Origin of the sequence: Candidatus Salinivivens marinus, from assembly GCF_965655845.1 — a bacterium.
Lineage (GTDB): Bacteria > Pseudomonadota > Alphaproteobacteria > Rhodobacterales > Rhodobacteraceae > Salinivivens > Salinivivens marinus.
Window position 1 is genome coordinate 1 of sequence record NZ_CBFHHX010000013.1, and the last position, 21,770, is coordinate 21,770.

25 protein-coding genes are annotated in these 21,770 nt (G+C 38.8%); 8 read left to right on the forward strand and 17 right to left on the reverse strand.

Going from position 1 to position 21,770, the window contains the following annotated elements:
• Positions 1–97: 97 nt before the first annotated feature.
• Together ACTF5Q_RS10850 and ACTF5Q_RS10855 are read right to left on the reverse strand one after the other, a co-directional pair.
• Positions 98–382, reverse strand: coding sequence for a hypothetical protein (locus ACTF5Q_RS10850; protein WP_438954628.1), 285 nt, complete (start codon positions 380–382; stop codon positions 98–100).
• 108 nt (positions 383–490) lie between these two features.
• Positions 491–646, reverse strand: a complete 156-nt coding sequence (locus tag ACTF5Q_RS10855; protein WP_438954629.1) for a hypothetical protein — start codon at positions 644–646, stop codon at positions 491–493.
• Between the two features lie 143 nt (positions 647–789).
• Between ACTF5Q_RS10855 and ACTF5Q_RS10860 the strand changes: the two genes are divergently transcribed.
• The gene (locus ACTF5Q_RS10860) at positions 790–1,695 is read left to right on the forward strand and encodes a DMT family transporter (protein WP_438954630.1); all 906 of its coding nucleotides are present in this window, start codon (positions 790–792) and stop codon (positions 1,693–1,695) included.
• A 104-nt stretch (positions 1,696–1,799) separates the two neighbouring features.
• Positions 1,800–2,921, forward strand: a complete 1,122-nt coding sequence (locus ACTF5Q_RS10865; RefSeq protein ID WP_438954631.1) for an acyltransferase family protein — start codon at positions 1,800–1,802, stop codon at positions 2,919–2,921.
• A gap of 160 nt (positions 2,922–3,081) precedes the next feature.
• Here the strand turns inward: ACTF5Q_RS10865 and ACTF5Q_RS10870 are convergent, their stop codons facing one another.
• The 5 genes from ACTF5Q_RS10870 to ACTF5Q_RS10890 form a co-directional block, all read right to left on the reverse strand.
• Positions 3,082–4,200 carry an aromatic ring-hydroxylating oxygenase subunit alpha gene (locus tag ACTF5Q_RS10870; RefSeq protein WP_438954632.1) on the reverse strand — a complete coding sequence of 373 codons (1,119 nt, stop codon included), beginning with the start codon at positions 4,198–4,200 and terminating at the stop codon, positions 3,082–3,084.
• Positions 4,201–4,202: 2 nt separating this feature from the next.
• Positions 4,203–5,369 (reverse strand): aromatic ring-hydroxylating oxygenase subunit alpha, encoded by a 1,167-nt coding sequence (locus tag ACTF5Q_RS10875; protein ID WP_438954633.1) that lies wholly within the window; start codon positions 5,367–5,369, stop codon positions 4,203–4,205.
• A 607-nt stretch (positions 5,370–5,976) separates the two neighbouring features.
• On the reverse strand, positions 5,977–6,417 hold the full coding sequence (locus tag ACTF5Q_RS10880) for a hypothetical protein (RefSeq protein WP_153693722.1): 441 nt from the start codon (positions 6,415–6,417) through the stop codon (positions 5,977–5,979).
• A 15-nt stretch (positions 6,418–6,432) separates the two neighbouring features.
• Positions 6,433–6,762 carry a GYD domain-containing protein gene (locus ACTF5Q_RS10885; protein WP_438954634.1) on the reverse strand — a complete coding sequence of 110 codons (330 nt, stop codon included), beginning with the start codon at positions 6,760–6,762 and terminating at the stop codon, positions 6,433–6,435.
• Between the two features lie 102 nt (positions 6,763–6,864).
• Positions 6,865–7,737 carry a DMT family transporter gene (locus ACTF5Q_RS10890; RefSeq protein WP_438954635.1) on the reverse strand — a complete coding sequence of 291 codons (873 nt, stop codon included), beginning with the start codon at positions 7,735–7,737 and terminating at the stop codon, positions 6,865–6,867.
• A gap of 154 nt (positions 7,738–7,891) precedes the next feature.
• Between ACTF5Q_RS10890 and ACTF5Q_RS10895 the strand changes: the two genes are divergently transcribed.
• Positions 7,892–8,692: a class I SAM-dependent methyltransferase gene (locus tag ACTF5Q_RS10895; protein ID WP_438954636.1), complete on the forward strand. Its 801-nt coding sequence runs from the start codon at positions 7,892–7,894 to the stop codon at positions 8,690–8,692.
• A gap of 77 nt (positions 8,693–8,769) precedes the next feature.
• Here ACTF5Q_RS10895 and ACTF5Q_RS10900 read toward each other — a convergent pair whose 3' ends face one another.
• Genes ACTF5Q_RS10900 through ACTF5Q_RS10910 form a run of 3 tightly spaced genes read right to left on the reverse strand, consistent with a single transcriptional unit; the run spans position 8,770 to position 10,729 of the window.
• Positions 8,770–9,564: an iron chelate uptake ABC transporter family permease subunit gene (locus ACTF5Q_RS10900; RefSeq protein ID WP_438954637.1), complete on the reverse strand. Its 795-nt coding sequence runs from the start codon at positions 9,562–9,564 to the stop codon at positions 8,770–8,772.
• Positions 9,564–10,304: an ATP-binding cassette domain-containing protein gene (locus tag ACTF5Q_RS10905; RefSeq protein ID WP_438954668.1), complete on the reverse strand. Its 741-nt coding sequence runs from the start codon at positions 10,302–10,304 to the stop codon at positions 9,564–9,566. Before ACTF5Q_RS10905 ends, ACTF5Q_RS10900 begins: the two co-directional genes overlap by 1 nt.
• A 5-nt stretch (positions 10,305–10,309) precedes the next feature.
• Complete coding sequence (locus ACTF5Q_RS10910) at positions 10,310–10,729, reverse strand: transcriptional repressor (RefSeq protein ID WP_438954638.1); 420 nt, start codon at positions 10,727–10,729, stop codon at positions 10,310–10,312.
• Positions 10,730–10,870: 141 nt separating this feature from the next.
• Here ACTF5Q_RS10910 and ACTF5Q_RS10915 point away from each other — a divergent pair, with 141 nt between their 5' ends.
• Positions 10,871–11,893, forward strand: a complete 1,023-nt coding sequence (locus ACTF5Q_RS10915) for a zinc ABC transporter substrate-binding protein (RefSeq protein WP_438954639.1) — start codon at positions 10,871–10,873, stop codon at positions 11,891–11,893.
• A gap of 46 nt (positions 11,894–11,939) precedes the next feature.
• Positions 11,940–12,218 (forward strand): DUF6525 family protein, encoded by a 279-nt coding sequence (locus ACTF5Q_RS10920; RefSeq protein ID WP_438954640.1) that lies wholly within the window; start codon positions 11,940–11,942, stop codon positions 12,216–12,218.
• Positions 12,219–12,424: 206 nt separating this feature from the next.
• On the opposite strand, the gene ACTF5Q_RS10925 is transcribed toward ACTF5Q_RS10920, so the two are convergent.
• The 4 genes from ACTF5Q_RS10925 to ACTF5Q_RS10940 form a co-directional block, all read right to left on the reverse strand.
• Positions 12,425–13,000, reverse strand: a complete 576-nt coding sequence (locus tag ACTF5Q_RS10925) for a peroxidase-related enzyme (RefSeq protein ID WP_438954641.1) — start codon at positions 12,998–13,000, stop codon at positions 12,425–12,427.
• A gap of 77 nt (positions 13,001–13,077) precedes the next feature.
• Positions 13,078–14,706, reverse strand: coding sequence for a long-chain-fatty-acid--CoA ligase (locus ACTF5Q_RS10930; RefSeq protein ID WP_438954642.1), 1,629 nt, complete (start codon positions 14,704–14,706; stop codon positions 13,078–13,080).
• A gap of 20 nt (positions 14,707–14,726) precedes the next feature.
• Positions 14,727–15,233, reverse strand: coding sequence for a VOC family protein (locus ACTF5Q_RS10935; protein WP_438954643.1), 507 nt, complete (start codon positions 15,231–15,233; stop codon positions 14,727–14,729).
• Positions 15,234–15,252: 19 nt separating this feature from the next.
• The gene (locus ACTF5Q_RS10940; RefSeq protein WP_438954644.1) at positions 15,253–16,431 is read right to left on the reverse strand and encodes a glycine cleavage T C-terminal barrel domain-containing protein; all 1,179 of its coding nucleotides are present in this window, start codon (positions 16,429–16,431) and stop codon (positions 15,253–15,255) included.
• 210 nt (positions 16,432–16,641) lie between these two features.
• On the opposite strand from ACTF5Q_RS10940, the gene ACTF5Q_RS10945 reads away from it, so the two are divergent.
• Positions 16,642–17,400: an NAD(P)-binding domain-containing protein gene (locus ACTF5Q_RS10945; protein ID WP_438954645.1), complete on the forward strand. Its 759-nt coding sequence runs from the start codon at positions 16,642–16,644 to the stop codon at positions 17,398–17,400.
• Between the two features lie 12 nt (positions 17,401–17,412).
• Here ACTF5Q_RS10945 and ACTF5Q_RS10950 read toward each other — a convergent pair whose 3' ends face one another.
• Both ACTF5Q_RS10950 and ACTF5Q_RS10955 read right to left on the reverse strand, forming a co-directional pair.
• Complete coding sequence (locus ACTF5Q_RS10950) at positions 17,413–17,808, reverse strand: cupin domain-containing protein (RefSeq protein ID WP_164376939.1); 396 nt, start codon at positions 17,806–17,808, stop codon at positions 17,413–17,415.
• A 34-nt stretch (positions 17,809–17,842) separates the two neighbouring features.
• On the reverse strand, positions 17,843–18,808 hold the full coding sequence (locus ACTF5Q_RS10955; RefSeq protein ID WP_438954646.1) for an arginase family protein: 966 nt from the start codon (positions 18,806–18,808) through the stop codon (positions 17,843–17,845).
• A gap of 216 nt (positions 18,809–19,024) precedes the next feature.
• Between ACTF5Q_RS10955 and ACTF5Q_RS10960 the strand changes: the two genes are divergently transcribed.
• Positions 19,025–19,690 (forward strand): glutathione S-transferase family protein, encoded by a 666-nt coding sequence (locus ACTF5Q_RS10960; RefSeq protein WP_438954647.1) that lies wholly within the window; start codon positions 19,025–19,027, stop codon positions 19,688–19,690.
• 28 nt (positions 19,691–19,718) lie between these two features.
• Positions 19,719–20,471 carry a sulfite exporter TauE/SafE family protein gene (locus ACTF5Q_RS10965; protein ID WP_164376937.1) on the forward strand — a complete coding sequence of 251 codons (753 nt, stop codon included), beginning with the start codon at positions 19,719–19,721 and terminating at the stop codon, positions 20,469–20,471.
• Positions 20,472–20,797: 326 nt separating this feature from the next.
• Here the strand turns inward: ACTF5Q_RS10965 and ACTF5Q_RS10970 are convergent, their stop codons facing one another.
• Positions 20,798–21,718 carry an alpha/beta fold hydrolase gene (locus ACTF5Q_RS10970; RefSeq protein ID WP_164376936.1) on the reverse strand — a complete coding sequence of 307 codons (921 nt, stop codon included), beginning with the start codon at positions 21,716–21,718 and terminating at the stop codon, positions 20,798–20,800.
• Positions 21,719–21,770: the final 52 nt, after the last annotated feature.

Here is a 21,770-nt window from a genome sequence, read left to right on the forward strand (position 1 = left end):
CAAGGTGCGAAGCCTTTTGAAAGATCTTGAGTTAACATAACTATCATATCTTTTTCCTTCTTTAATATGATTTAACAATTATTTGTAAGGACTTATTTCATTTGATCAAAGCTAAAGCCGCTTGCCCTTCTTCTGAGCGAACATCTTTGATTTTGTCTGCAATACCAGCAAGGCTTTTCTTGCGCTGAGCAGCAGATTTGTCAAAAGTGGCCTGATCAGGATAAACAGATGTTAAAGATGCTGTTGTTGGTCCAGTTCTCAAAAATACAAGAGCGGTGGCATCTGGAAAATTAATCGGTGCATTTTGCACATACTGCGCCTCCAGTTCATCAGCCGCTTTTTCTGAAACGTATTCTAAATAGTTCATTCTTACATAACTCATATTAATGTCCTTTTTAATCGATGGTTTGAGAACAGATAGTATTTGTGAAACGCTCTTTATAGTCCAGATTTAGTACTACTAAAAATCATGCAAGATATGACGCTACACTCATAGCAAACGAACTGATCCAAATAAGCGCCTTTGTGAGTGAGCAGGGGTATTGTGAGTTGGTTGATATTCATCTTTAACATCCGTCCAGCGCTTGTCACTTAATTCCAATTCGTTTTCAAACACAAATGTTTGAATAGTTACGTTAATTAACATTTAATCCCCCAAGTTTTACTGCGGTTTGCGACACCAGTGTCGGAATAATGAAAGATTGCTCTAAATTCATATTATATGAATGCCCAGACCCTGTCTGGGTATTTACATTTGTGTGGCTATTGCTTCCAGAGGGGTGATTTTCGTTGAATATTCGCGGTAATATATTTGGTGCGACAGCTATTATTCTATTTGCTACAGGCTTTCCAGCAGCAGACAAATTGTTACAGACCTGGGGAATATTAACGCTAATTGCTCTCCGGAACTTACTGGCTTTAATCTTAATGATCTCTTTAATTTTTTTTCTAGAGAAAAGCGTTGTTCTTCGCAAACTTCCTTGGCTCAAGGGATTCTGGATTGGAGGGATAGGTTTCGGTTTTGGTTCCCTGCTTCTTTTGATCGCGCAGGCAATGACAGATGCAACTACAGCAGCTTTAGCCGCTGCTGCTATGCCAGTTTTTGCCATCGGTTTAGAGGTGGCGCTTGATAGGCGTAGGTTAAGTGTCCGTTTTTTATTAGCCGTTGCTCTGGTTCTTTTCGGCGGTGCATTGGCCGCTGGTGTAACCGTGGGAGATTCCTCAATTAGCTTAGGCTTTGCGTTGGGCTTATTGGCGTCGGGTATTTTTGCATGGGGTTCGCGGGAAACTGTAAAATCTTTTCCCAGCTTGTCTCCTTTGACGCGCACTGCAGTTACCACTTCTGGTATGTTTGGCTTTGTAGCAATTCCTTGCTTTGTTGCTATGTTTTTTCAGTACTCTTGGTCAGCGGTGGGAGCATTAGAGATTTCAAACGTAGGTCTTTTAATTATCTATGCCTGCCTCGCTTTGGGCATCTCACAAATTTTTTGGATAAAGGCCGTTGAGGAAATTGGAATTGGCATCGCGTCTTTTCATCTAAATGCAACTCCTTTTTACGTGATGATTATTGTTTATTTATTTGGATCAGATTGGAACTGGTTGCAGGCCCTGGGCGCAGCTATTTTGACTGTTGGAACTTTCCTAGCACAGTTGCCTGAGAAAGACCCTATCCATGGTAGTGCCGGGCAGGCATAAAATTTAAGAAATTAACAAATTTTATATTAAATAATAATGAAAATTGTTTTCTTGGCAAAAAAGTATTTTAATGCTTCTGAAACAGTTTGCCTTATGGAGTGAGTATGGAAAGGCATCATAATTTAGATTTTTTAAGAGCGTTCGCGATGATGATGGGTTTAGTCATCCATGCACCTCTTTTATTTTGGGCGCCAGATTTCGCAAAGGTCTATGGTATAGATAATATAGCACCAGCTGAAGAGTGGGTTAATATATTAGGCCGCTTCATAAGTAGCTGGCGAATGCCACTATTTTTCTCACTATCAGGTTTTTTTGCAATTCTAGTTATAGAGAGAAATGGCATCTCGCAATTTTTAAAGGATCGCATTATAAGAGTGGGTTTAACATGCTTAGTCTTCTCTGCGTTTTATGATATCTCAGACGGAAGCTTTGATTACACTACAATGCATTTGTGGTTCCTTTATGAGCTAATCATCTTCGTCTTTTGCTTTTCTATCTTGTACAAGTTTAGGTTTATTAAGAACTTATTATGTATGAAGATATCAGCAAAAGTTATGTTATTTTTTGCGATATGGTTAATTTCGACTGTGCCTCTCGCATATATTCTGAATAACTGGTGGCATCCATTAGCACTGAAGGCTTCATCGGGCTACTTTGATCTAAAGATTGGAAATATGCTCTATTATTTTTCATATTTTTTGGCAGGCGTAATACTCTACTCAAATCAAAATATCCTCGTCAAACTACAAAATAAAAAGACTATTTTTCTCCTAAGTTTTCTATCTATATTTTCATTTTTTGTACGCGTTTATTCAGATCATCTTACCATAGGGCAGGCTGATAATTTAAGTAACGTAGCAAAAATGGAGTTTGATCCAATACTAGTATTTTTCAATGCCTGTATGATTGGAATGAACTCTGTTTTGTTTTGTTTGTTTTTTATTAGTTTGGCGTCTAAATTTATAAAATCAGGCAGTGCATTTCTTAATTGGTTTGTTGAGCTTTCCTATCCAATATACATTATACATATTATCCCGATTACTATGATGACTGCTGTATTTTATAACGCTGGGTTAAATCAGTTTAGTATATTGCCACTAACCGTGATTGCCGGTTTCGCTGTTTGTGTAATTTTATATTACATATTTATTAAATATACCCCGCTTAACTGGCTGATAAATGGTTACTCTAAATCACCATTAAAAATAAAGTTTTTAGGCGATTAAACAGTTACGCAACTAGCAAATTATCTGGCTCAAATAAACGCCTAAGTGTTAGAACACTTAAAAATAAAATAGTTATTTTGAAACTAAAAGCTCATTTCTTCAAATAAACTCTAAGACATCTACAAACTTTTAGTTTCTATGTAATAAGTTTATCTAAACGCTAGAAACGCTCTCTAAATGAATGTTTTCTGTCTTGGGTTGCAAGCCAAAGCTGAAAGTCGCGTACTGTGCCTTCATAGTCTTCCTCAGCCAGTGGGCCCGAAAGAGCGTGTTTTGAGGCAAGACCAATTTGCATACGTTCTAACTTCTCACGGTCCTCGCGGTTGACATCTTCCCATAGGGAAATGCGATCTGCGATAGTCTCTTCGCTTAAGTCTTTCCCATATGTGGACATTGTCCACTTAACCCGAATTTGCCCTGCGCTAATAGGAAAAATACTGAGCGAAACTAACAGGCTCGCCGCAAGGCTAGCTACCTGCGTTGGAAAGAGGGCAAAAAGGGTAGATCGTAGACGTTCGTCTTCTGTAAGGCCGGATGCGCCATAGCCTCGAGTGGGAATATTTTTTGGGTAATTAGCAGCATAAGAAGTGTAACCATTCTCGCTTAATAATTTTCGGGCTAAACCTGTGGGAGTGTATCCATGAAGCGTCTCTGGATGAACCACAGAAAGGTGGTAGCCTTCCATGAAATTCTCTACTAGGCATTTCCAATTAGTATTCCAAACTTCTTCGGCAACATGAACAAGCCGGAATGAATCAGGTTTGTAGTTCGCAAGAAGGGTATCAAGCTTCGGAAAATTAAATTGCGGCGCATCTGAACGAAGGTTTACGTAAATAAAACCATTCCAAAGTTGAACGTTGTGGTTATGAAGATAACAATTTTTAGAATCAAACCTGGCGTTCTTCATACGGGCAGCTCTTATTAAAGAACCGTCAAGATCATAAGCCCAAGCGTGATAAGAGCAGACAAAGCGATGCACGTTTCCTCGTCCCTCAGCAAGCGGCATACCACGGTGGCGGCACACATTTGCAAGAACACCTATGTCACCATCCGCTTGGCGAACAATAAGAAGAGGCTCGTTCAAAAGATTTGCAGTGAAAAAATCGCCTGAATTAGGGATCTCATCTTGGCGGCCAAGGCAGTGCCATCCAGAGTTAAGAATGGTAGACACCTCATGCTCGAAACGATTTTGAGATGTATAAAAGGCACCGGGCATGCTCATCGGCCGATCAGGTGGAAGCTTTGCTATCTCTTGCAATTTCATGGAGAGGTCTTGCATTTTTAGCCTACTTTTGTGAACGGTTGGAAATCCGGATCCATTCGGCTCATCAGATATTGAGCAAAATCAAAATTTGGGCGCTCAAGATGAGATAGATGCCCCGGTTCTGCGTCATCAGCTGAGAGACCGCGAAAGACTTTTTCGGTGCACCCGCGATCCTCTACGTTTACCTCATCTAGAAGTGTCTTTAACTGCAATAAATTCTGTTGGGCGTCTGTATCATCCTTATAATCATCAGACATGCCTCCACCAAATTGGATATGGACTTTACCTGGTCCTTTGGGATGTAAGCTAAGATACCAGAAGTAGCCCGGAGTGAGTGTGATCAATAGGCTAGGGTATATGGCCAAAAGGAATGTCGTTCTTCGTTCATCGCCGTGAAGACGATTATTTTTTGGATGTGCCATGGCTATGCGCAGGCTATCATCTTTTAAGATTGTATGGTAATTGAAAGCTTTTTCGCCTGGTGGACATATCATTTCGTCAAGTTTTGAAAGGCCACCGATCGTACCAGCATGACAAACAGGTAGATGATAACTTTCCATAAAGTTTTCTGCCAATACTTTCCAATTAGTATCCCAGAGATGCTCCTCAAAGAAAGTTTCGGAGTAGTCGGTCATATTGTAACCTTCAACTAACTGCTCCACTCCTTTGAGTTCTTCTGAAATGTTGCTTGGAGATGGGTTAAGTGTAATGAACACCCAGCCGAGCCATTCCTCGCAGGCAATTACTGGTAAACTATAACGATCTTTGCAAAAAGCTGTGTTGCCAGTCATTGCGGGAGCACCTCTGAGAGAGCCATCAAGATTATAGGTCCATGCATGGTAAGGGCAGACAATACTTTTAGTCTTACCGCGCCCCTCAAGAAGCGTAGACATTCGATGGCGGCAGACATTAGAAAAAGCACGTATAGAGTTCTTCTGGTCTCGTAATACGATGATTGGCTGATCGGCTAGCTCACAGGTAACATAATCACCAGGTTCTGCGAGTGCACTCGCCCGACCCACGCAAAACCAATCCTTTTTAAAAATATTTTGCAACTCTGATTCAAGAAAAGACTTTGAGGTATATACCTCTGGGGGCATTGCGTGCGCTTGTTCAAAAGGTAAAGACACATTAGCCCGTAAGGATTCAATAGGATCCGATAAAGCTTTCTTAATAGTCGACATGATTTGGTTACCTTACAAAACTGTGTGAATTGATAATCATGGTGATAACGTTTTAAATCTTGCTAATTTGCGACATGCTTCTCTTTCAAACATTATGGTACTCCTTAGCCAGATTGTAGTTGCTACCATATTAAAAGTTAGACTTAAAGTTCGAATCAATATGCTTAATTTATCCAGAAATTATCAAGTAATATCGGGAACTTTGTGCACTTATTTGTGGATAATAATGCTTTCTTTGTGGATAACCTTGTTAGTTACTTTTTTTTGCTTTGATATATAAATGATTTGGTCAACATTATGTTTAAGCTGGTTGGGGGGAACGTAATTCATTTTACTGCCACAATCGAAACATAAGCTGGCAAGGGCTTGAAAGTTATCTTTCATTTTCCGCTAAGGCTTGGGCGAATTATATGACGCAAGTTATTTAATTTGCAGATTTATAGGGCAACCTATTTTGAGGTTTTGATAATCCCGATTGGTTTGCATAGGCGTCTCTAGATTTATCTAGAGGCGCCTATGTATTTTCGACTTTAATGATACTCAACTTAAAAATTTGTTACTTCCTACCTCTATTTTATGTGAAAGTAACATTTACTGTTAAATTGCTTTAGTTTTCCGCACCAATTTTAATCCTTGGACCCCAAGTAGTGCCTAGTATCATTAACAGTATTACAAGGGTAAGAAGTACTGAAGGAATATCCGCAAACATGGGTGGTTCCATTAAATAGTCACCACTAGTAATGCCCGAATTATTTAACCATGCTTTACCCTGAATCGATAGTTCCACTCCCGATTCTTGTAGTTCTGCTAGCCTCGCCGCAGTATTTGTATCAAATAGAACTCTCCATCCTGCAAGCTGAAGGCTAAAAAATGAGACGAACACGCCAAAAATAGATGTTAATATTTTTGCTGCTATATTTCCTCCAGACTCATTTGTAACTCTAGCTGCCCTCAAGGCAATGAAAATTAATATAGCCAAAGCAACCATATACATCCCGTTATTGATGTAATTCAGACTGTTATTTTCTAAAATTTCAAATTCACTCATATTTATTTACTTTCTTTATGATTTTGGAACAGTGTACGAAACTTCTTGTATTTTTTTTGATGAAATTACCAACTCTGGACCTGTCCAGCAGGTGACTGTTTTTATTTCACTAACTGCTCCCCCGAGGTATGCTGACATTACAAGCGCCATGTAATCAGTTTGTTTTTCAAAGTCACTTATAACTACGACCTCAAAGTCCTGACCAATTAAACCGTAAAAGCCTAAAAACTTTCCGCCAGCGCTTTCGACAGCCGTTTTCAGGCTAGCTGTTCGGTCTTCGCCATTTTTCATCATACTCATGGCGACATCTTCTTTATAATTCACATAAGTAAATCGAACCGTCATTTAGATTCTCCATTATTTTAAATGTAGTAATTGGGAGCGCAACAGAGCATTCACTCAAGTACATTTACTGTACTCCGCAAAGGTGAATTTAATAAAAAAATTTTATTGGGCTGCTTTAGAACTCTTTATAGAGAAAAAGTAAGTTAGAGCAAAAATAACAATAGTACCCCCAATAATTGTAAGAAATTTGGGACTTTCATTCGTGAATGTCCACACCCATAACGGTCCCAATATAGTTTCTAAAAGCATAATAATACTGACATTTGAGGCCGGTGTCATTCTGGAGGCCTTTGATAAAAGTAAGAATGATAGTGGAAGAATTAATAAGCCAGTGATTGATATATAAAACATACCTTTCAGATTAATTTCTGATGCGCTTGGCCAAAAATAAAACGCCAATAATCCGCACAAAATTCCACCAGTTCCAAGTGCCAGTGGAAATGCAACTTCTTTATTTTTTCTTATAATTACAAAATTACAGGCAAGGCTAAAGGCTACTACAAGGCCACACAGACCACCTAATACAGACGATGGGTTAAATACATCATACGAGTTGATATCACCTATGACAGATAGAGTTACACCAAAAAATACTATGAGAACTATAGCCCAAGTTTTAGTATCCACCGCTTCTTTTAATACTACTGCACCTAAGATAATTGAGAAAACAGGAACAGTAGCTACTGCGATTAAAACAATCGCTACAGGAGCAAGGTAGATACCATATGCAAAACAAAAAACATTTGCCATTTGAACAACGACAAGGGCAGCAAAGCTTTTACACCATATTTTTGGTTTTACCCCACTTCGTGATAAAATAAATGGAATAAGCCCGATCAAAAAGAAAATACTACCGGCTTGGGTTGCCCTCCAAGCGACCATTTGACCACCAGTGAGTTCTGATAACCTCATCAATAGTGTATCAGGTGTTAAAATTAAGGCACCAAAAAGTGCTAAAACGACGCCAGGGTTCAAATTACTATTACCACGTTAGAAATTTAAATATTTATGATAAATATTTGCACTTGGTTACACTTTATTTTCAAAACGTTCTAGCTTGTTATTGAATAAATAAATTTCTTAAATTAACTTTATTGAGGTTCAAAGTTTCCAAAATAGGGTTCTGATTATGACTGACAATATACCTGAAATTATTTTTGATGATGGTGAAAGTTATGAACGTTTTATGGGTGTATGGTCCCGTAAAGTAGGGGCCCAATTTATTGATTGGATTAAGTTTTCTAAATCACTAAATTTTTTAGATGTGGGGTGTGGAAACGGAGCATTTTCTGTTCAAATTGATCAGTTATGTAATCCATCAAGCATAACTGGCATTGATCCTTCAAGTGCTCAAATTGATTATGCTAGCAGGCGGGAAGTCAATGTACCATCCCAATTTGAGGTTGGGGATTCAATGTCCTTGCCATTTCAAGACGATAAATTTGATGCTTCAATAATGGCATTGGTTATATTTTTTGTACCAGATCCTAAAAAGGGTGTCGCGGAAATGCTGAGGGTGACTAAACCGGGAGGGACTTTGGCGGCATACGCTTGGGACGTAATGTCCGGAGGATTGCCTATGGAGCCAATGCATAAAATTCTGAGGGAGATTGGAATCGAGTATCCTTTACCTCCTAGCGTGCATGCGTCCCAAAAAAGAAACATGAAAGAAATTTGGACTGATTTGGGAATGTCTGAGGTAGAGACAACAACTTTTTATGTAAAACGCTCATTCAAAAACTTTGATGACTACTGGAATATATATTCAGTAGGCCCCTCGGTGTCAGGAACGCTGAAATCCTTAAGCTCTGAGACTGTGAATGAGATTAAATTGAAACTAAATACTTCTTTAGAGCGGGATGCCGATAATAACATAATTACTTATGCATTTGCGAACGCAGTAAAAGGTATAAAAACTGAAGGTTCTTAATTTACAGGTTTGTTGTATCTAATTTTCAGTGTGTATTTATAGAGTCTCGCTGTCGACAAGAAAATTGCAACTATAAATTAATGGCCAATCGTCCATAATTTTTTAGTACTAAGTATTAAGAAAAAAGTCAGACTGACGCAGACAATTGATGGTCCCGGTGGGGTATTAAAAAAATATGAAAATTGCAGCCCAGTAATAGCAGAAACTATCCCCACTACAGCAGTACCAATTACCATAAATTCTGGTGTGCTTGAGATATTTCTAGCAGCTGCTGCTGGAATAATTAAAAGTGCAGATATTAATAACAAGCCAACCACTTTTATAGATACAGCAACCGTAATAGCAAGGGCGACGGTAAGTATCAGCTTTTCTCTCTTTGGATTAATCCCGTTAGAATAGGCGAGCTCTTCGTTTAAAGTTGAAACGAGCATTGGCGACCACCTCCAATAAACCAATAACAGCACGAAAATTGCTCCAATCCATATCGTGTAAAGATCATTTATTGAGACAGCTAGTATATCTCCAAATAGATAGGCCATTAAATCTATGCGAACACCTGAGAGAAACGATGCAACGACTAATCCAAGAGCGAGACCTGCATGCGCAGATACTCCTAATAAGGTATCCGATGCTAAACCACGGCCTGAAAGTTGAGATACGGTAAAAGCCATCAAAAGGGCTGCTAATAAAGTTCCCGTAAAAATAGGCATTTCAATTGCTAAAGAAAGCGCAATACCCAATAGGGCGGCGTGCGCAGTTGCCTCACCAAAGTAGGCCATTCTTCGCCATACTACGAAGCATCCCAAAGGTGCTGCAATAATTGCAACTCCCAAGCCAGCAATTGTGGCCCGGATCAAAAAGTCAGGCAGCATTAAGGAGTTTCCTCAGCTGAGTGGACGTGTTCGTCGTGCCTATGATCATGGTTATGGCGGTACAGTGCTAAGGTGCCATCTGTCCCTGTACCAAACAGATTATGATATTCCGGCATAATTGCTACTGCTTCAGGGGCACCGGAACAGCAAATATGACCATTCAAACAAATGACCTTGTCTGACGCGCTCATAACAACATGGAGCTCATGGCTAATCATAAGTACTGCACAACCTTTTTTGTCTCGTACCGTTTCAATTTGTTTATAAAAATCTGCAGAGCCTGCTTGGTCCAGGCTCTGAGTTGCTTCATCCATTATCAATATCTCGGGCTCTCCTTGAAGCGCTCTGGCGAGTAATACTTTTTGGAACTGACCGCCTGAAAGATTACTCATTTGTGCGTTCAGAAGACCAGGCGCTCCCGCAACATCTAAAGCATCTAAGCACTGCTGATTATCTAAAACCTGAGTTAAATTTAAAAAGCGTTGAACAGTCATAGGTAAAGTATGGTCAATATTAAGACGCTGAGGTACATAACCAATTCGTAAATTTTTTTTGATGTGTAGAGACCCACTATCTGGTGTCAGGGCGCCAATAATAGTTTTTACTAAACTAGTTTTCCCTGATCCATTTGGGCCTACGATAGTAACAATTTCTCCAGCCTGCACTTCAAGCGAAATATTTTTTAGTACAATGTTTTGACCGTATTTTACTGTTAAGTCTTTAGTAGCTATTAAGGTCACGTTGATTACTGTTCCGAACAGGTGCTGCACACACCTTCAGCCTCAATAATTGTTTGCTCTACATTAAATCCAGTAGCCATCAATGCATCGGATATATTTGACGCGGTTTCGAAGGTAGGTGCCTCAGAAACGCTTTCGCATTTTTTACAGATCATGAATACAGGTGAATGATGTACCCCCGGATCAGTACAGGCAACAAATGAGTTTTGGCTCTCTATTTTATGGACGAAGCCATGTTCAACTAAAAAATCTAGGGCACGATATGCTACTGGAGGCTGTGAGTTAAAACCAGCTTCTCTTAGTAGATCAAGAATACGATAAGCACCTAGTCCACTTTTCTCATTCTGCAATAATTCAAGAACTTTATGTCGAACTGGGGTCAATTTAATGTTTTTATCTTTACAATATTCTTCGATATTTTTCATAATTATGTTTTTACACTTTAGTGATCACTAAGTATTTCTTTGCAGATACATTTTTTACAGTCAACAGACATTTCCTAGTTGCAATAATCCTAAGAGACCGTTAATTGGTATGTAATGTTATATTATATCATGAGGTTTTAGATGTCTAGGTTATTTACTACTGTTTCTGCAATTACATTACTTACCGGGACCGCTGCACTTGCAGATGCTCCAAAAGTCGTTGCAGATATTGCTCCGGTTCATTCTTTAGTTTCTAGGGTTATGGATGGAATTGGTAAGCCAGATATAATTGTTCCAAACGAAACTTCACCTCATGATTATCGATTAAGGCCAACCGATGCTGAGGCTTTGGAAAATGCCGGTTTGGTTTTCTGGATGGGAGAGGGGCTCACTCCGTGGATGGAGCGGGCGCTTGACTCGCTTAGTGGCGATGCAACTGTTATAGAGCTTCTTGCCTTAGATGAGACAAATACGCTCCCATTCAGAGAAGGTGCGCTTTTCGACGCTCATGACCACAACGATCATGACGATCGTGATAAAGAACATGATGACCATGATGATCACGACGACCACGGGCATGATAAAGAACATGACGACCACGACGATCATGACGACCACGGGCATGATGACCATGCAGATCATGATCACGGAGAATTTGATCCTCACGCTTGGCTATCTACGGATAATGCAAGAATCTGGCTGAACGTAATTGCAGCTAAACTTTCATCAATTGATCCGGCTAACGCAGGTGGTTATTTTGCCAATGCAAGTGAGGCTATTACAGAACTTGATGCACTCGACAAAGAGGTAAATGAGATGTTGGATACAGTGCGAGGTGGAAAATTTATTGTCTTCCACGACGCATATCAATACTTTGAGACTGTGTACGATTTTCCGGCTTCTGGAGCCATCTCTATGAGTGACGCATCAGATCCTGGCGCTGCAAGGATAGCAGAAATAGCCGACAGAATTCACAGCGAAAATATTCAATGCGTTTTATCTGAGCCACAATTTAATGCAAACATGGTTGATACTGTAATGGCAGGAACTGAAGCCAAAACTGAGGTGATTGATCCATTGGGGTTTGGAATTGAGCCTGGAGTGTCTTTATATACTAAACTAATAAAAGGCATGGCTACTTCGCTAGTAAACTGTCTAAGATAGTTCGTAGTTTTTACCGTAAGGAGTAGTTGCTTTCGTAATTTCTGCTATGGATAACTTGGGGCAAACTAAACTTAAAAAAAAGCGTAAGAAAGGCGATCCTATGCATGAATTTGATTGCCTTCCACCACTTTTGCGTCGTTGGGTACGTGATGCAGACATGCCATGGAGCCCAATCTCTGTTAAAAGGGTCTATATGAAGGCATTGAAAAAAACTGGTAGTTCTGGTATCGCTCTGGCAGAGCTTGACAAAATACAGGGCAAGCGGCTCAGTAAGAAGACGCCTCATGGAGAACGATATAGTATTAGAGAGAATTTCAAATCTTAAGGGTCGATTAGGGTATGAGGAAAAGAAGGCCAAGAAATTGGGGTTCGCATCACTTTATGATTATATGGAAGAAAAAATAAATAGTGAAAATAATGCTTTAAATACTGTAATTGAGGTAAAAAATAGATCTATTAAATCCTTAAAAAAGAAGAAAAAATCCGAACAGAAGACTTGCGGGTGATGTTAATTAATAGTTTCGCAAGTTTTTAAATGTCTCTTCCCATTTTATAAAACTCTAGATTTGGCTGCATCGAGGTAAAGTTTGCCATACGATTTGAGAGGCCAAAAAAGGCAGTTATACCGGCAATATCCCATATATCGTCATTGCTAAAACCATACTTTGTTAAATTAGAAAAATCACTGGCAGATATAGATCTAGAGTCATTTGAGACTTTAAGGGCAAACTTTAACATTTCTTTTTGTCGTTCAGATATGTCTGCTTTCTTGTAATTTATGGCAATTTGATCAGCTATTAACGGATCCTTGGCGCGGATCCTAAGAATAGCACCGTGGGCTATCACGCAATATTGACAGCCATTATCATTTGATGTCGCAACCACAATCATTTCTTTTTCAGCTTTAGAAAGACCGCTTTTGCGCTCCATTAGTGCGTCGTGGTATGCAATAAAAGCTCTAAATTCGTCCGGTCTATATGCAAGCGTTAAAAATACATTTGGAACAAATCCAATCTTTTCTTGCACTGAGATGAACTGGTTTTTAATATCATCTGGCAATTCGCCTAATTTTGGAATAGGAAATCGACTAATTTTTTTATCCTGCATTTTATCCTCTTCGTTACTGTGTCAAATTTTATAATATAAAGATGTTTTTTTAAGATTTACTGAGCAAATTGGAACAATTACAAGTCTTTCCACAAAACTTTACCAGCTGAACCACGTGGCAAATTCGTTCGGATTTCAAGACTTTTGGGGACTTTGTAATGAGCCATATTCTTTCCACACCACTCAATAAATGAATCTTTTGATAGCTTTTTTGCCTTGCCATTGAGAACTACTACCGCTCTTACCCTTTCTCCGGTGCGCGGGTCGTAATCTCCAACGACGCAGGCTTCCAAAATGGCGGGATGTGAATGAAGGATTGCTTCAACCTCGGCCGGCCAGACTTTGAGTCCAGATACATTAATCATTCTTTTCAAACGATCGACAAAATAAAAGTAACCATCTTCATCATAGTATCCTATATCACCAGTTCGAAAAAAATCTTTCCCATCTATAATAATAAATGCGTCTGCGGTGGCGTCTTCGTTTTGCCAATATCCAGCAAAAACCTGCGGTGCGTTTGCCACAATTTCACCGATCTGATTTGGGCCTAATTCTTCTAAGTGCTGAGGATCGATGATACGGGTGTCAACATCAAAGATTGGAATTCCTAAGCATTGCTTTCTGGGAGAGTTAATTGGATTAATATGTATGGGGGCCATTGTTTCAGTCAGGCCATATGCTTCAATGTAATCAAGCCCAATAAGTTTCTCCATTCTCTCAGCAACACTTTCTGGCATTTGTGCTCCTCCACCTCCAATAGCCTCAAGCGATGATAGGTCGTATTTTTCAATGTTCTCCAATGATAGAAAATCAATCATTGTGGTTGTGATTGATCTCCAATGTTGAATTCTTTCTTTTTCTATAATTTCTGCAGCTACTTTAGGATTCCACCGCGCCATTAAATGAATTGTAGACCCAGTAAGTATGGGTAAGTTCATTGAATGCTGCATTCCAGTGACATGGCACAGCGGTAGTGTTGCTAACACTTGGGAGCCATTTTTCACTCCTACCCAAAGTGGATATGCATGAATCGTAGCATTTGCACTTTTATGAGTATGTAAACAGCCCTTAGGCTGCCCAGTTGTTCCTGAACTATACGGAATAATACACCAATCTTCAGGTTTTCGATCATGATTAGGGGCTGAGAAATTCATTTCTAGAGCGTTACTCCAGGTTGGGCAGGGCGGGTTGGTTCCTTTAGCCTTCACGCTGGGAGGTATATCAATATTAGCGTTTTCTCCAATATAATCTGAGTATGTTACTGCGAGTAATTGGCTTTCTTTGATATTGAGGTTGGCACTTTCAATTTCGTTGTAGAGTTCTTGTCCAAAAACGATTGCTTTGGATTGAGAGTCTTGAAATATATGTGCCAATTCGGCACTTTTGCACATTGGGTTAACCGGTACAACTACGGCATTCGCGGCTAAAATAGCATAATAAGCAATTATAAATTGGGGTGAATTTTGCATATACAATGCAACCCGATCGTTTTGTCGAACATTTGCAAAAGCAGAGAGATATCCTGCGATCAACTTAACTTCTTTATACAGCTCGAAGTATGTCAGTCCTTTGCCATAAAATTTTATTGCAATTGAAAAGGGAGAATTCTTTGAAGAACTGGTAAGGTTTTCATAAACAGAACTTGCTACTGAAGGTAAACTGTATGGTAAGTTCTGAGGCCAAACTCCATAATGTCTACTTTGCATTTCAAGTTACCTAAATAATTTCATGGTTTTGGAAGTTGGTTGCCAGCCAAAAGATTTAATTTAGGATTTTGAGAGTACTTTTTACAAAGGCGATCACAGCCTTCATACGTAGCATCAAACGGTCCAGCTTTCCAGCCCGTTAATTGTAGGACTACCCCGTTTCCAACTTTGGGTCCAACCAAAGCTTCTTGATAATCAACATCACTCATCTCTGACTTGTCAACTCTAACGCCTTTTTTCTCCAAATTGGCGACGTACTCCTCTATATCGTCAATTTCTAAACCGATATGCTGAATACTGTTCCCATATTTCTCGACATGCTTGCTTATAAAGCTTTCTGAATCATCGCTGGAAATGAAACTCATAATACTATCCCCAAAGCGAACGCACGCGCCTTTGTACCTATCTTCGATAGATTCAAATTCCATCATCATTTCGCCGCCCAGTACTTCAATCGCATTTTCCAATGCTGCATTGAAGTCTTTTACCGCAAATGCAATGTGATTTATTGATTTTACTTTAGCCATAATATTTCCCCAACAAAGTTTATATTTTAGGATTATTTAAAAGTGCCCGTGCATCTCCAGTTTGCAATTTTGGAAGAAATGGCAGATTAGAAACATAGAGAGGCTTTTCACCCTCCCAAGTAAAAACACTTAATTCAGTTCCAACTGTTGAATATTCATTTCGCACGAGACCTAACGCAATATTTTTGTCTAATCGGGGGGAGTAAGATAGGCTCGTAAGCCTGCCTATTTTCTCCCCTTTGGATAATAAATCCCAAGGTGTCTCATTTGCCTCAATCGGAGAACCTTCAATTATAAGTCCGACCAAAGTTTTTTCTAGCGGCTGCTTCCTTATTTTTTCAAGTTCAGCTCGACCGATAAAGTTATTGTCATTTTCAAGCTCTACAAGTCGTCCAAGACCTACTTCATATGGGTTTTCTTCTACTCCCATATCTACACCCCAGGAAAGGATACCACTTTCTATTCTTCGGGTTTGATTTACTGCTCCTGGAGCTGCGCCGTAGGGTTTACCGATGTCTATTAATGCATCAAATAAAGCGTCACCTTGTTCATAATTTTCCAAGTACAACTCGTAGCCGAATTCACCGCTCCAACCGGTCCGTGAGATTCTGAGCTCATTACCTTGAAAATTTACTGTGCGATGCCAGTAATATCTTAAATCTAAAACTTCTTCTCCAAACATATCACAAATTACGTTAGGTGATTTAGGCCCCTGAATTTGAACCACAGAAACATTTGCATCAGATATCTTAATATCTTTCAAACGAGCATGAACAGCGACCCCCTTAGCCCAAAGCTCAAGATCACAATCAGATGTAGATAGCCAAAAGCGATCATTTGATAATTTTAAAATGATGGGATCGCAAACTATTCCGCCTGACTCGTCAGTAATTAGCGCATACTTACATTGGTTAACTGAACAGGTAGACATATTTCTCGACGTTAATAACTGAACAAATTCTGCAGCATCGCTACCGGAAATCTCCACTTGCCGCTCACCCATTACTGGCCAAATTGCTACATTTTTTGTGACGTTCCAATATTCGTCAGTCGGATTGGAGAAAGTACTCGAAATATAAGTTCTATTATATACCGAAAATTTTCTGCATCCATGTCTCCAGGCTGCATCAAAAAATGCACCCTTTCGGATACGAGGCTGGATCGCAATTGTAGCACCTTTATGCGGTTTATTTACCATAATTCTATCCAATACAATATCCGACTTTATTCGAAGCTACACAGTAAAACCCTAATATAAATCGCGAAAGTGAAAAGAACTTTTTATTTATGATTTTTGGCAATATTAATTCGCGTTTATCCTCTAACATTGATGCTAAAATTTTTGTTATATAATTTGTTTATTAGAAAAAATATATTAAAAACAGATACAAACGATGGAATTGTTAAAATGAAAATTGGATTCATAGGTACTGGAAAAATAGCATATTCTTGTATAATTGCCTTGGTTGGACGTGGCCACACGATAACAATTACCGAACGTAATAAGAGTATTTCTACGAGGTTAGCTTCAGAATTTGATGATGTAAAAATTGCATCACCGCAAGGTGTAATAGATGAGTCGGATGTTATATTTCTTGCAATTATGGAGGACGTAACAGAGACAATACTGAATTCAATAACCTTTAATAAAAATCAAACTATCATTTCTTTCATTCTTGGTGTTGATTTAAAGAGGTTACAAACGCTTTGTGCACCAGCTCATGATATTGCCATTACAATCCCGTTGCCAATGATAGAGCAGGGTAACTGTCCATTGCCCATATATCCAAGAAATAAAGCACTTTCTCAGTTATTTGGTAAAGAAAATTTCATTATGGAGTTATCGTCTGAGGCAGAATTATTACCATTTTTTGCGGCAACTGCTATTCTTTCGACTTCACTCGCCCAATTAGAAATAGGCAAGATGTGGCTTCAGAAACATTTGGACTCGTCGGAGGTAGCTGAAAGCTACCTGGTCAGTTTGATGGCAGGTACTTACTCTGGGATTAAAAAGGATGGACTAAACAGAATAGCCGAAGAGTTAAACTCCCTGTCTACTAAAGGAGGTCTGAACTCTCAATTACGAAATCACATGAGAGATGAAGGCGTTGAAGATAGTTTATATAAAGGTCTATCAAGCTTAGGTAAAAGACTTAATCTAAATTAATACTGAAATAACTTATTGAAAATCATATTTTACGTCGCTCCAGTTATTGATCATGAAGATAAAAAGATATTCAAAATCAACATTTCCAGTATTTGTAATGCCATGGCGTTTTTTACCTGGAATATAAACTGTATCCCCAGAGCCCAAATTTTGTGTTTTGTCTCCATCCATAGTTAACATGCCAGTTCCTTTAGTAACAAAGTATATTTCTTGCGGCGCATGTGTATGGAGAGGTAGGTATTCTCCAATAGGTATTTTACCATAGCCGACACTTACACCCTCACTGCCACAAATCTTATTATCAATTAAGTGCTTCCATTCTGTTTTTGGATTAGCACCTGATGCGACACGAGCTTTCGTTGACTTTTCCCACTTTATATCTGCTAACGACGTATAAAAAATTTCCATTCTGTGTTAACTCTCCAAATAAAATTTTGCATTTTTACTCAACTAAACCTTTGGAATGACAGATAAGTGATAAGATTTCCAATCCTACAGTTGCGGCCAAAAATGCCGTCATTCCGGAGATATCGTGAGGTGGAGATACCGTATTAATATCCGCACCAACTAAATTTAAGCCAGAAAGATTTTGAAGGAAATCGAGTCCTTCCCTTGAGGTTGCGCCTCCCCATGTTGGTGTGCACACTCCTGGAGCACATGACGGATCAAAAAAATCCATATCAAAACATAGATATACTGATCGTCCTTTAAGTGACTCGACTATATTTTTTGCTGTATTTCTTAAGCCAACATTAAATAACTCTGTGCCATCTATTAATCCATACCCAACATCCCGGGTATGATTAAATACACCGCTGTCATTAGTAGGGCCACGTGCCCCAACATGTATAGACGATTCAACATCAATAAGAGCCTCTTCTGCTGCTCGTGTAAATGTAGTGGCTACATTAAATCGCATATAGTCTTGATTTCCATCTCCTCTATAAGTGTCTGTATGAGCATCAATATGTACTACAACAAGGTCCGAATGAGCTTTGCTGGCGGCTCTAAGAAGCGGAAGGGTGATATTTCCGTCTCCACCTAAAGCAAGTGGCACTGCCTTACCGCTATAAATTTCTGATGCTGCTTCCTCAATTTCAATAAAACTTTCCTCAATGATGCTTGGTGTTGTATCAGCATCGCCACAATCAACAACTTGCAATAGCTGCAATGGATTGAACGTTGCATGCGGAGGTTGAAACGGCCTAACAAGTTGTGAGTGTTCGCGAATTGAAGCAGGCCCCGTTCTTGACCCTATCCTTGTGGGGTGTAGACCCCCATCAAACGGCACACCAAGAACAACTGCGTCCGCGGTACTGAAGTCAGTAGAATATGGTACATTCATAAATGTTTGTGGACCTACAAATGGGCCATTCTTGTGAACGAAAGGTACTCCGAGCTTTGGCATTTTTTATCTCCAATAAATCAGTTATTCCTTACAGTATAAAAATAACCTTTTGTTTAATTTCTGCTCAAAATCCAAAAGAAATAGCTATTAAAAAGAATTCAGCAAAGTCTTTATCTTACCACTCTGATCTGTCATTATCATAGTCCTTGCTGATACTAAGTTTAATAATAACAGAGTTAAATTGAAAATTTTAAATACTTTAGACTGGATTTTGTAATGAAACTAAAATTCATTTATGGCGATATACCATTCTGGAGAGCAGAAGTAGGCAGATTAGCGCTCTACTTTGGAAATATAGACTTTGAAGATATTCGAATAACGAGAGACGAATTTTCATACCTGAAAGAGAACGGTAAATTACTAGATGGAACGTCGATACCGTTTCATCAGATACCATGTTTGATTGTTGATAATGTTTCAATTGCTCAAACTGGTGCGATTGCCCGGTTTTGCGGTAAACTCAGTGGGCTTTATCCTGAAAATAACTCACTTGAAGCAGCAAAGATCGATCAGTTCATTGATTTTGTTACTGATCTTAATGTTCTTTTTTCAAGTACAAACAATATCTCCGATCAAACTCAAAAAATTTCTGCGCGCAAGGAGCTGGTCGAAGGTGCTCTTTACAGAAAATTAGCTATGCTCGAAAACTGTCTCTCACAGAACTTAACTTGGGCAGCTTCGAGCAAAATCAGTGTTGCTGATATTGCTATTTGGCGTCTTATAGGTTGGTTTACGGCCGGTGTAATAGATGGATTTCCAAAAGATATGATTTCATCTTTCCCAAAACTTAGGCGTCTTTGTGTGGCAGTAGATAAGCATGAGAAGATCCAGAGCTGGGTCCAAAAAACATATCCAGAGAACTACCCAAGAGGTAACTATTAAAAATACTAAAATACATGGGTTTTCATAAATGGATTCTGTATATTTCTGGCCTTTAATGACCCTAGCTGCGATATTTGTCGGTATGGGAAAGGGAGGGCTTCCGGTAGTGGCTGGTTTAGCTGTGCCATGTCTATCGTTAATAATGTCACCTGTGGCAGCCGCGGGCTTATTATTACCAATATATATAGTATCAGACATTTTTGCGATCAGAGCATATAGACGAGATTACAATTGGCAGGTGCTAAAAATAAGTTTAATTGGAATGTCACTTGGTGTTTTGGTGGGAGGCCTTACAGCCCATATAGTTTTAGAATGGGTAGTTACACTCATGATCGGCCTTATGGGTTTAACCTTTTCATTAAAGCAGATTTTTAAGCAGGTTGATTTTGCCAAACCTGGCAAAGATCTTAATTCAAAAGTAGGTATTATTTGGTGCACAATTGCGGGATTTACAAGCTTTATCAGTCATAATGGCGGTCCGCCTTGGCAAATATTTACATTACCGCTCGGTTTATCAAAATCAGTTTTTGTGGGCACGTCTGTCCTAGCGTTTAGCTATTGTAATTTAATTAAAGCTATTCCTTACTTTATGTTAAATCAAATGACATTAGTTACTTTAAAAATGTCACTGTATCTTATGCTTCCAGCAGCCATTGCAGTATTTATCGGAGTAAAAATAATTAAAATTATACCCGAAAATATCTTTTTTAAAATTGTGACATGGGCTTTATTACTTATATCGTTAAAGTTAATCTATGATGGATTAAAAATTCATTTCTAACTTCGGCTTCATAATTATTTTGATAAATTCTATTTGAATTTTGAAAAAATATTTAAATTTCTGGCAAAACCGTGCTACGCTATTTTATGATACATAGGGACAGTATTCATGAACAAACAACGTAATATTTTATTCAGTAAGTTATCGCTTCGAACTTTGCCAAATCTTCTATTTGGCTCGGTTAGGTTATTAAGTAAAAATCTGAAATCAGAAAAAAAAGTAAAAAATCTTTCTCTCTGGGCTTTCATTTTACTCGCGGGACCCGCTTGTTTAATTTACATGGTCCAGGAATAAAGTTTAATTTTACTGAAATAAGTATTAAATAATTAATTTTTTTTAGTCTGGTCTCGTAACCAATTTAAAAATACTTCGACGTAAACCTCTCGGTTTATTTCATTTAACGTTTCATGCCTGCATCCTTTAATAGTTTCATGAGTAATATTAACATGACCTATTCGTTTTAGCTTAGCGGCAAGTTTAGTCATATCTTTACCGTAGTTAGTGCAAGGATCCTGATCGCCACCCAGCAGACAAATTGGAAAGCTAGAAGGGATCATTGAAAGATTTTGACTCGAATAAAAAACCGCCTCTGCAACCTCTAACCACGATTGAAGCGAGATATCAAATCCGCATAATTTATCTTGAATGTACCTATCAACTTGAAAGCTATCGTTCGAAAGCCAGTCAAAATTTGTACGCTTATTAGATATTTTGTTGCCCCAGGCATCAAAGGTTAACTTCCAGGCGAAATAGCTTTCCGCCCTGGGAGATCGGAATTTTCGTTCGATTGAAAGAATGATTTTTCCAACTACAGCCAAGATATTTGTTTCTATCCCACTATTCCAACATGCGATACCATTAATCCTATGGTACATGCTCGTTGCATATCTCAGCAAAAGAATAGAACCAAGTGAATGTCCAAAACAAAATATTGGTACATTTGGATGGTTCTTTTTTATTAGATGGATTGAGAAATCTAAGTCATGCAGTAATTTATCTAATCCATGTTTATCAGAAAAGTGTCCCTTAAATGAATCGGATGCATAAGTATAGCCATGCCCTCGGATATCATGAGCGTAGACCGCATACCCTGCTTCCATCAAGGTTTGCATGAACCATTTATACCTTCCAGCATGTTCAGCCATACCATGGCTAATATGAACTATTGCCTTTGGTGCGGATTTAGGCACATTTCTGTAAAAACTTAATTTAGCACCTGAGTAAGAGTTTTCTTCGAACCTTTCCATACACTCTTTAAACACAAAGCCAATGGCAGCGCCATACGCATTTAAGTTGCAA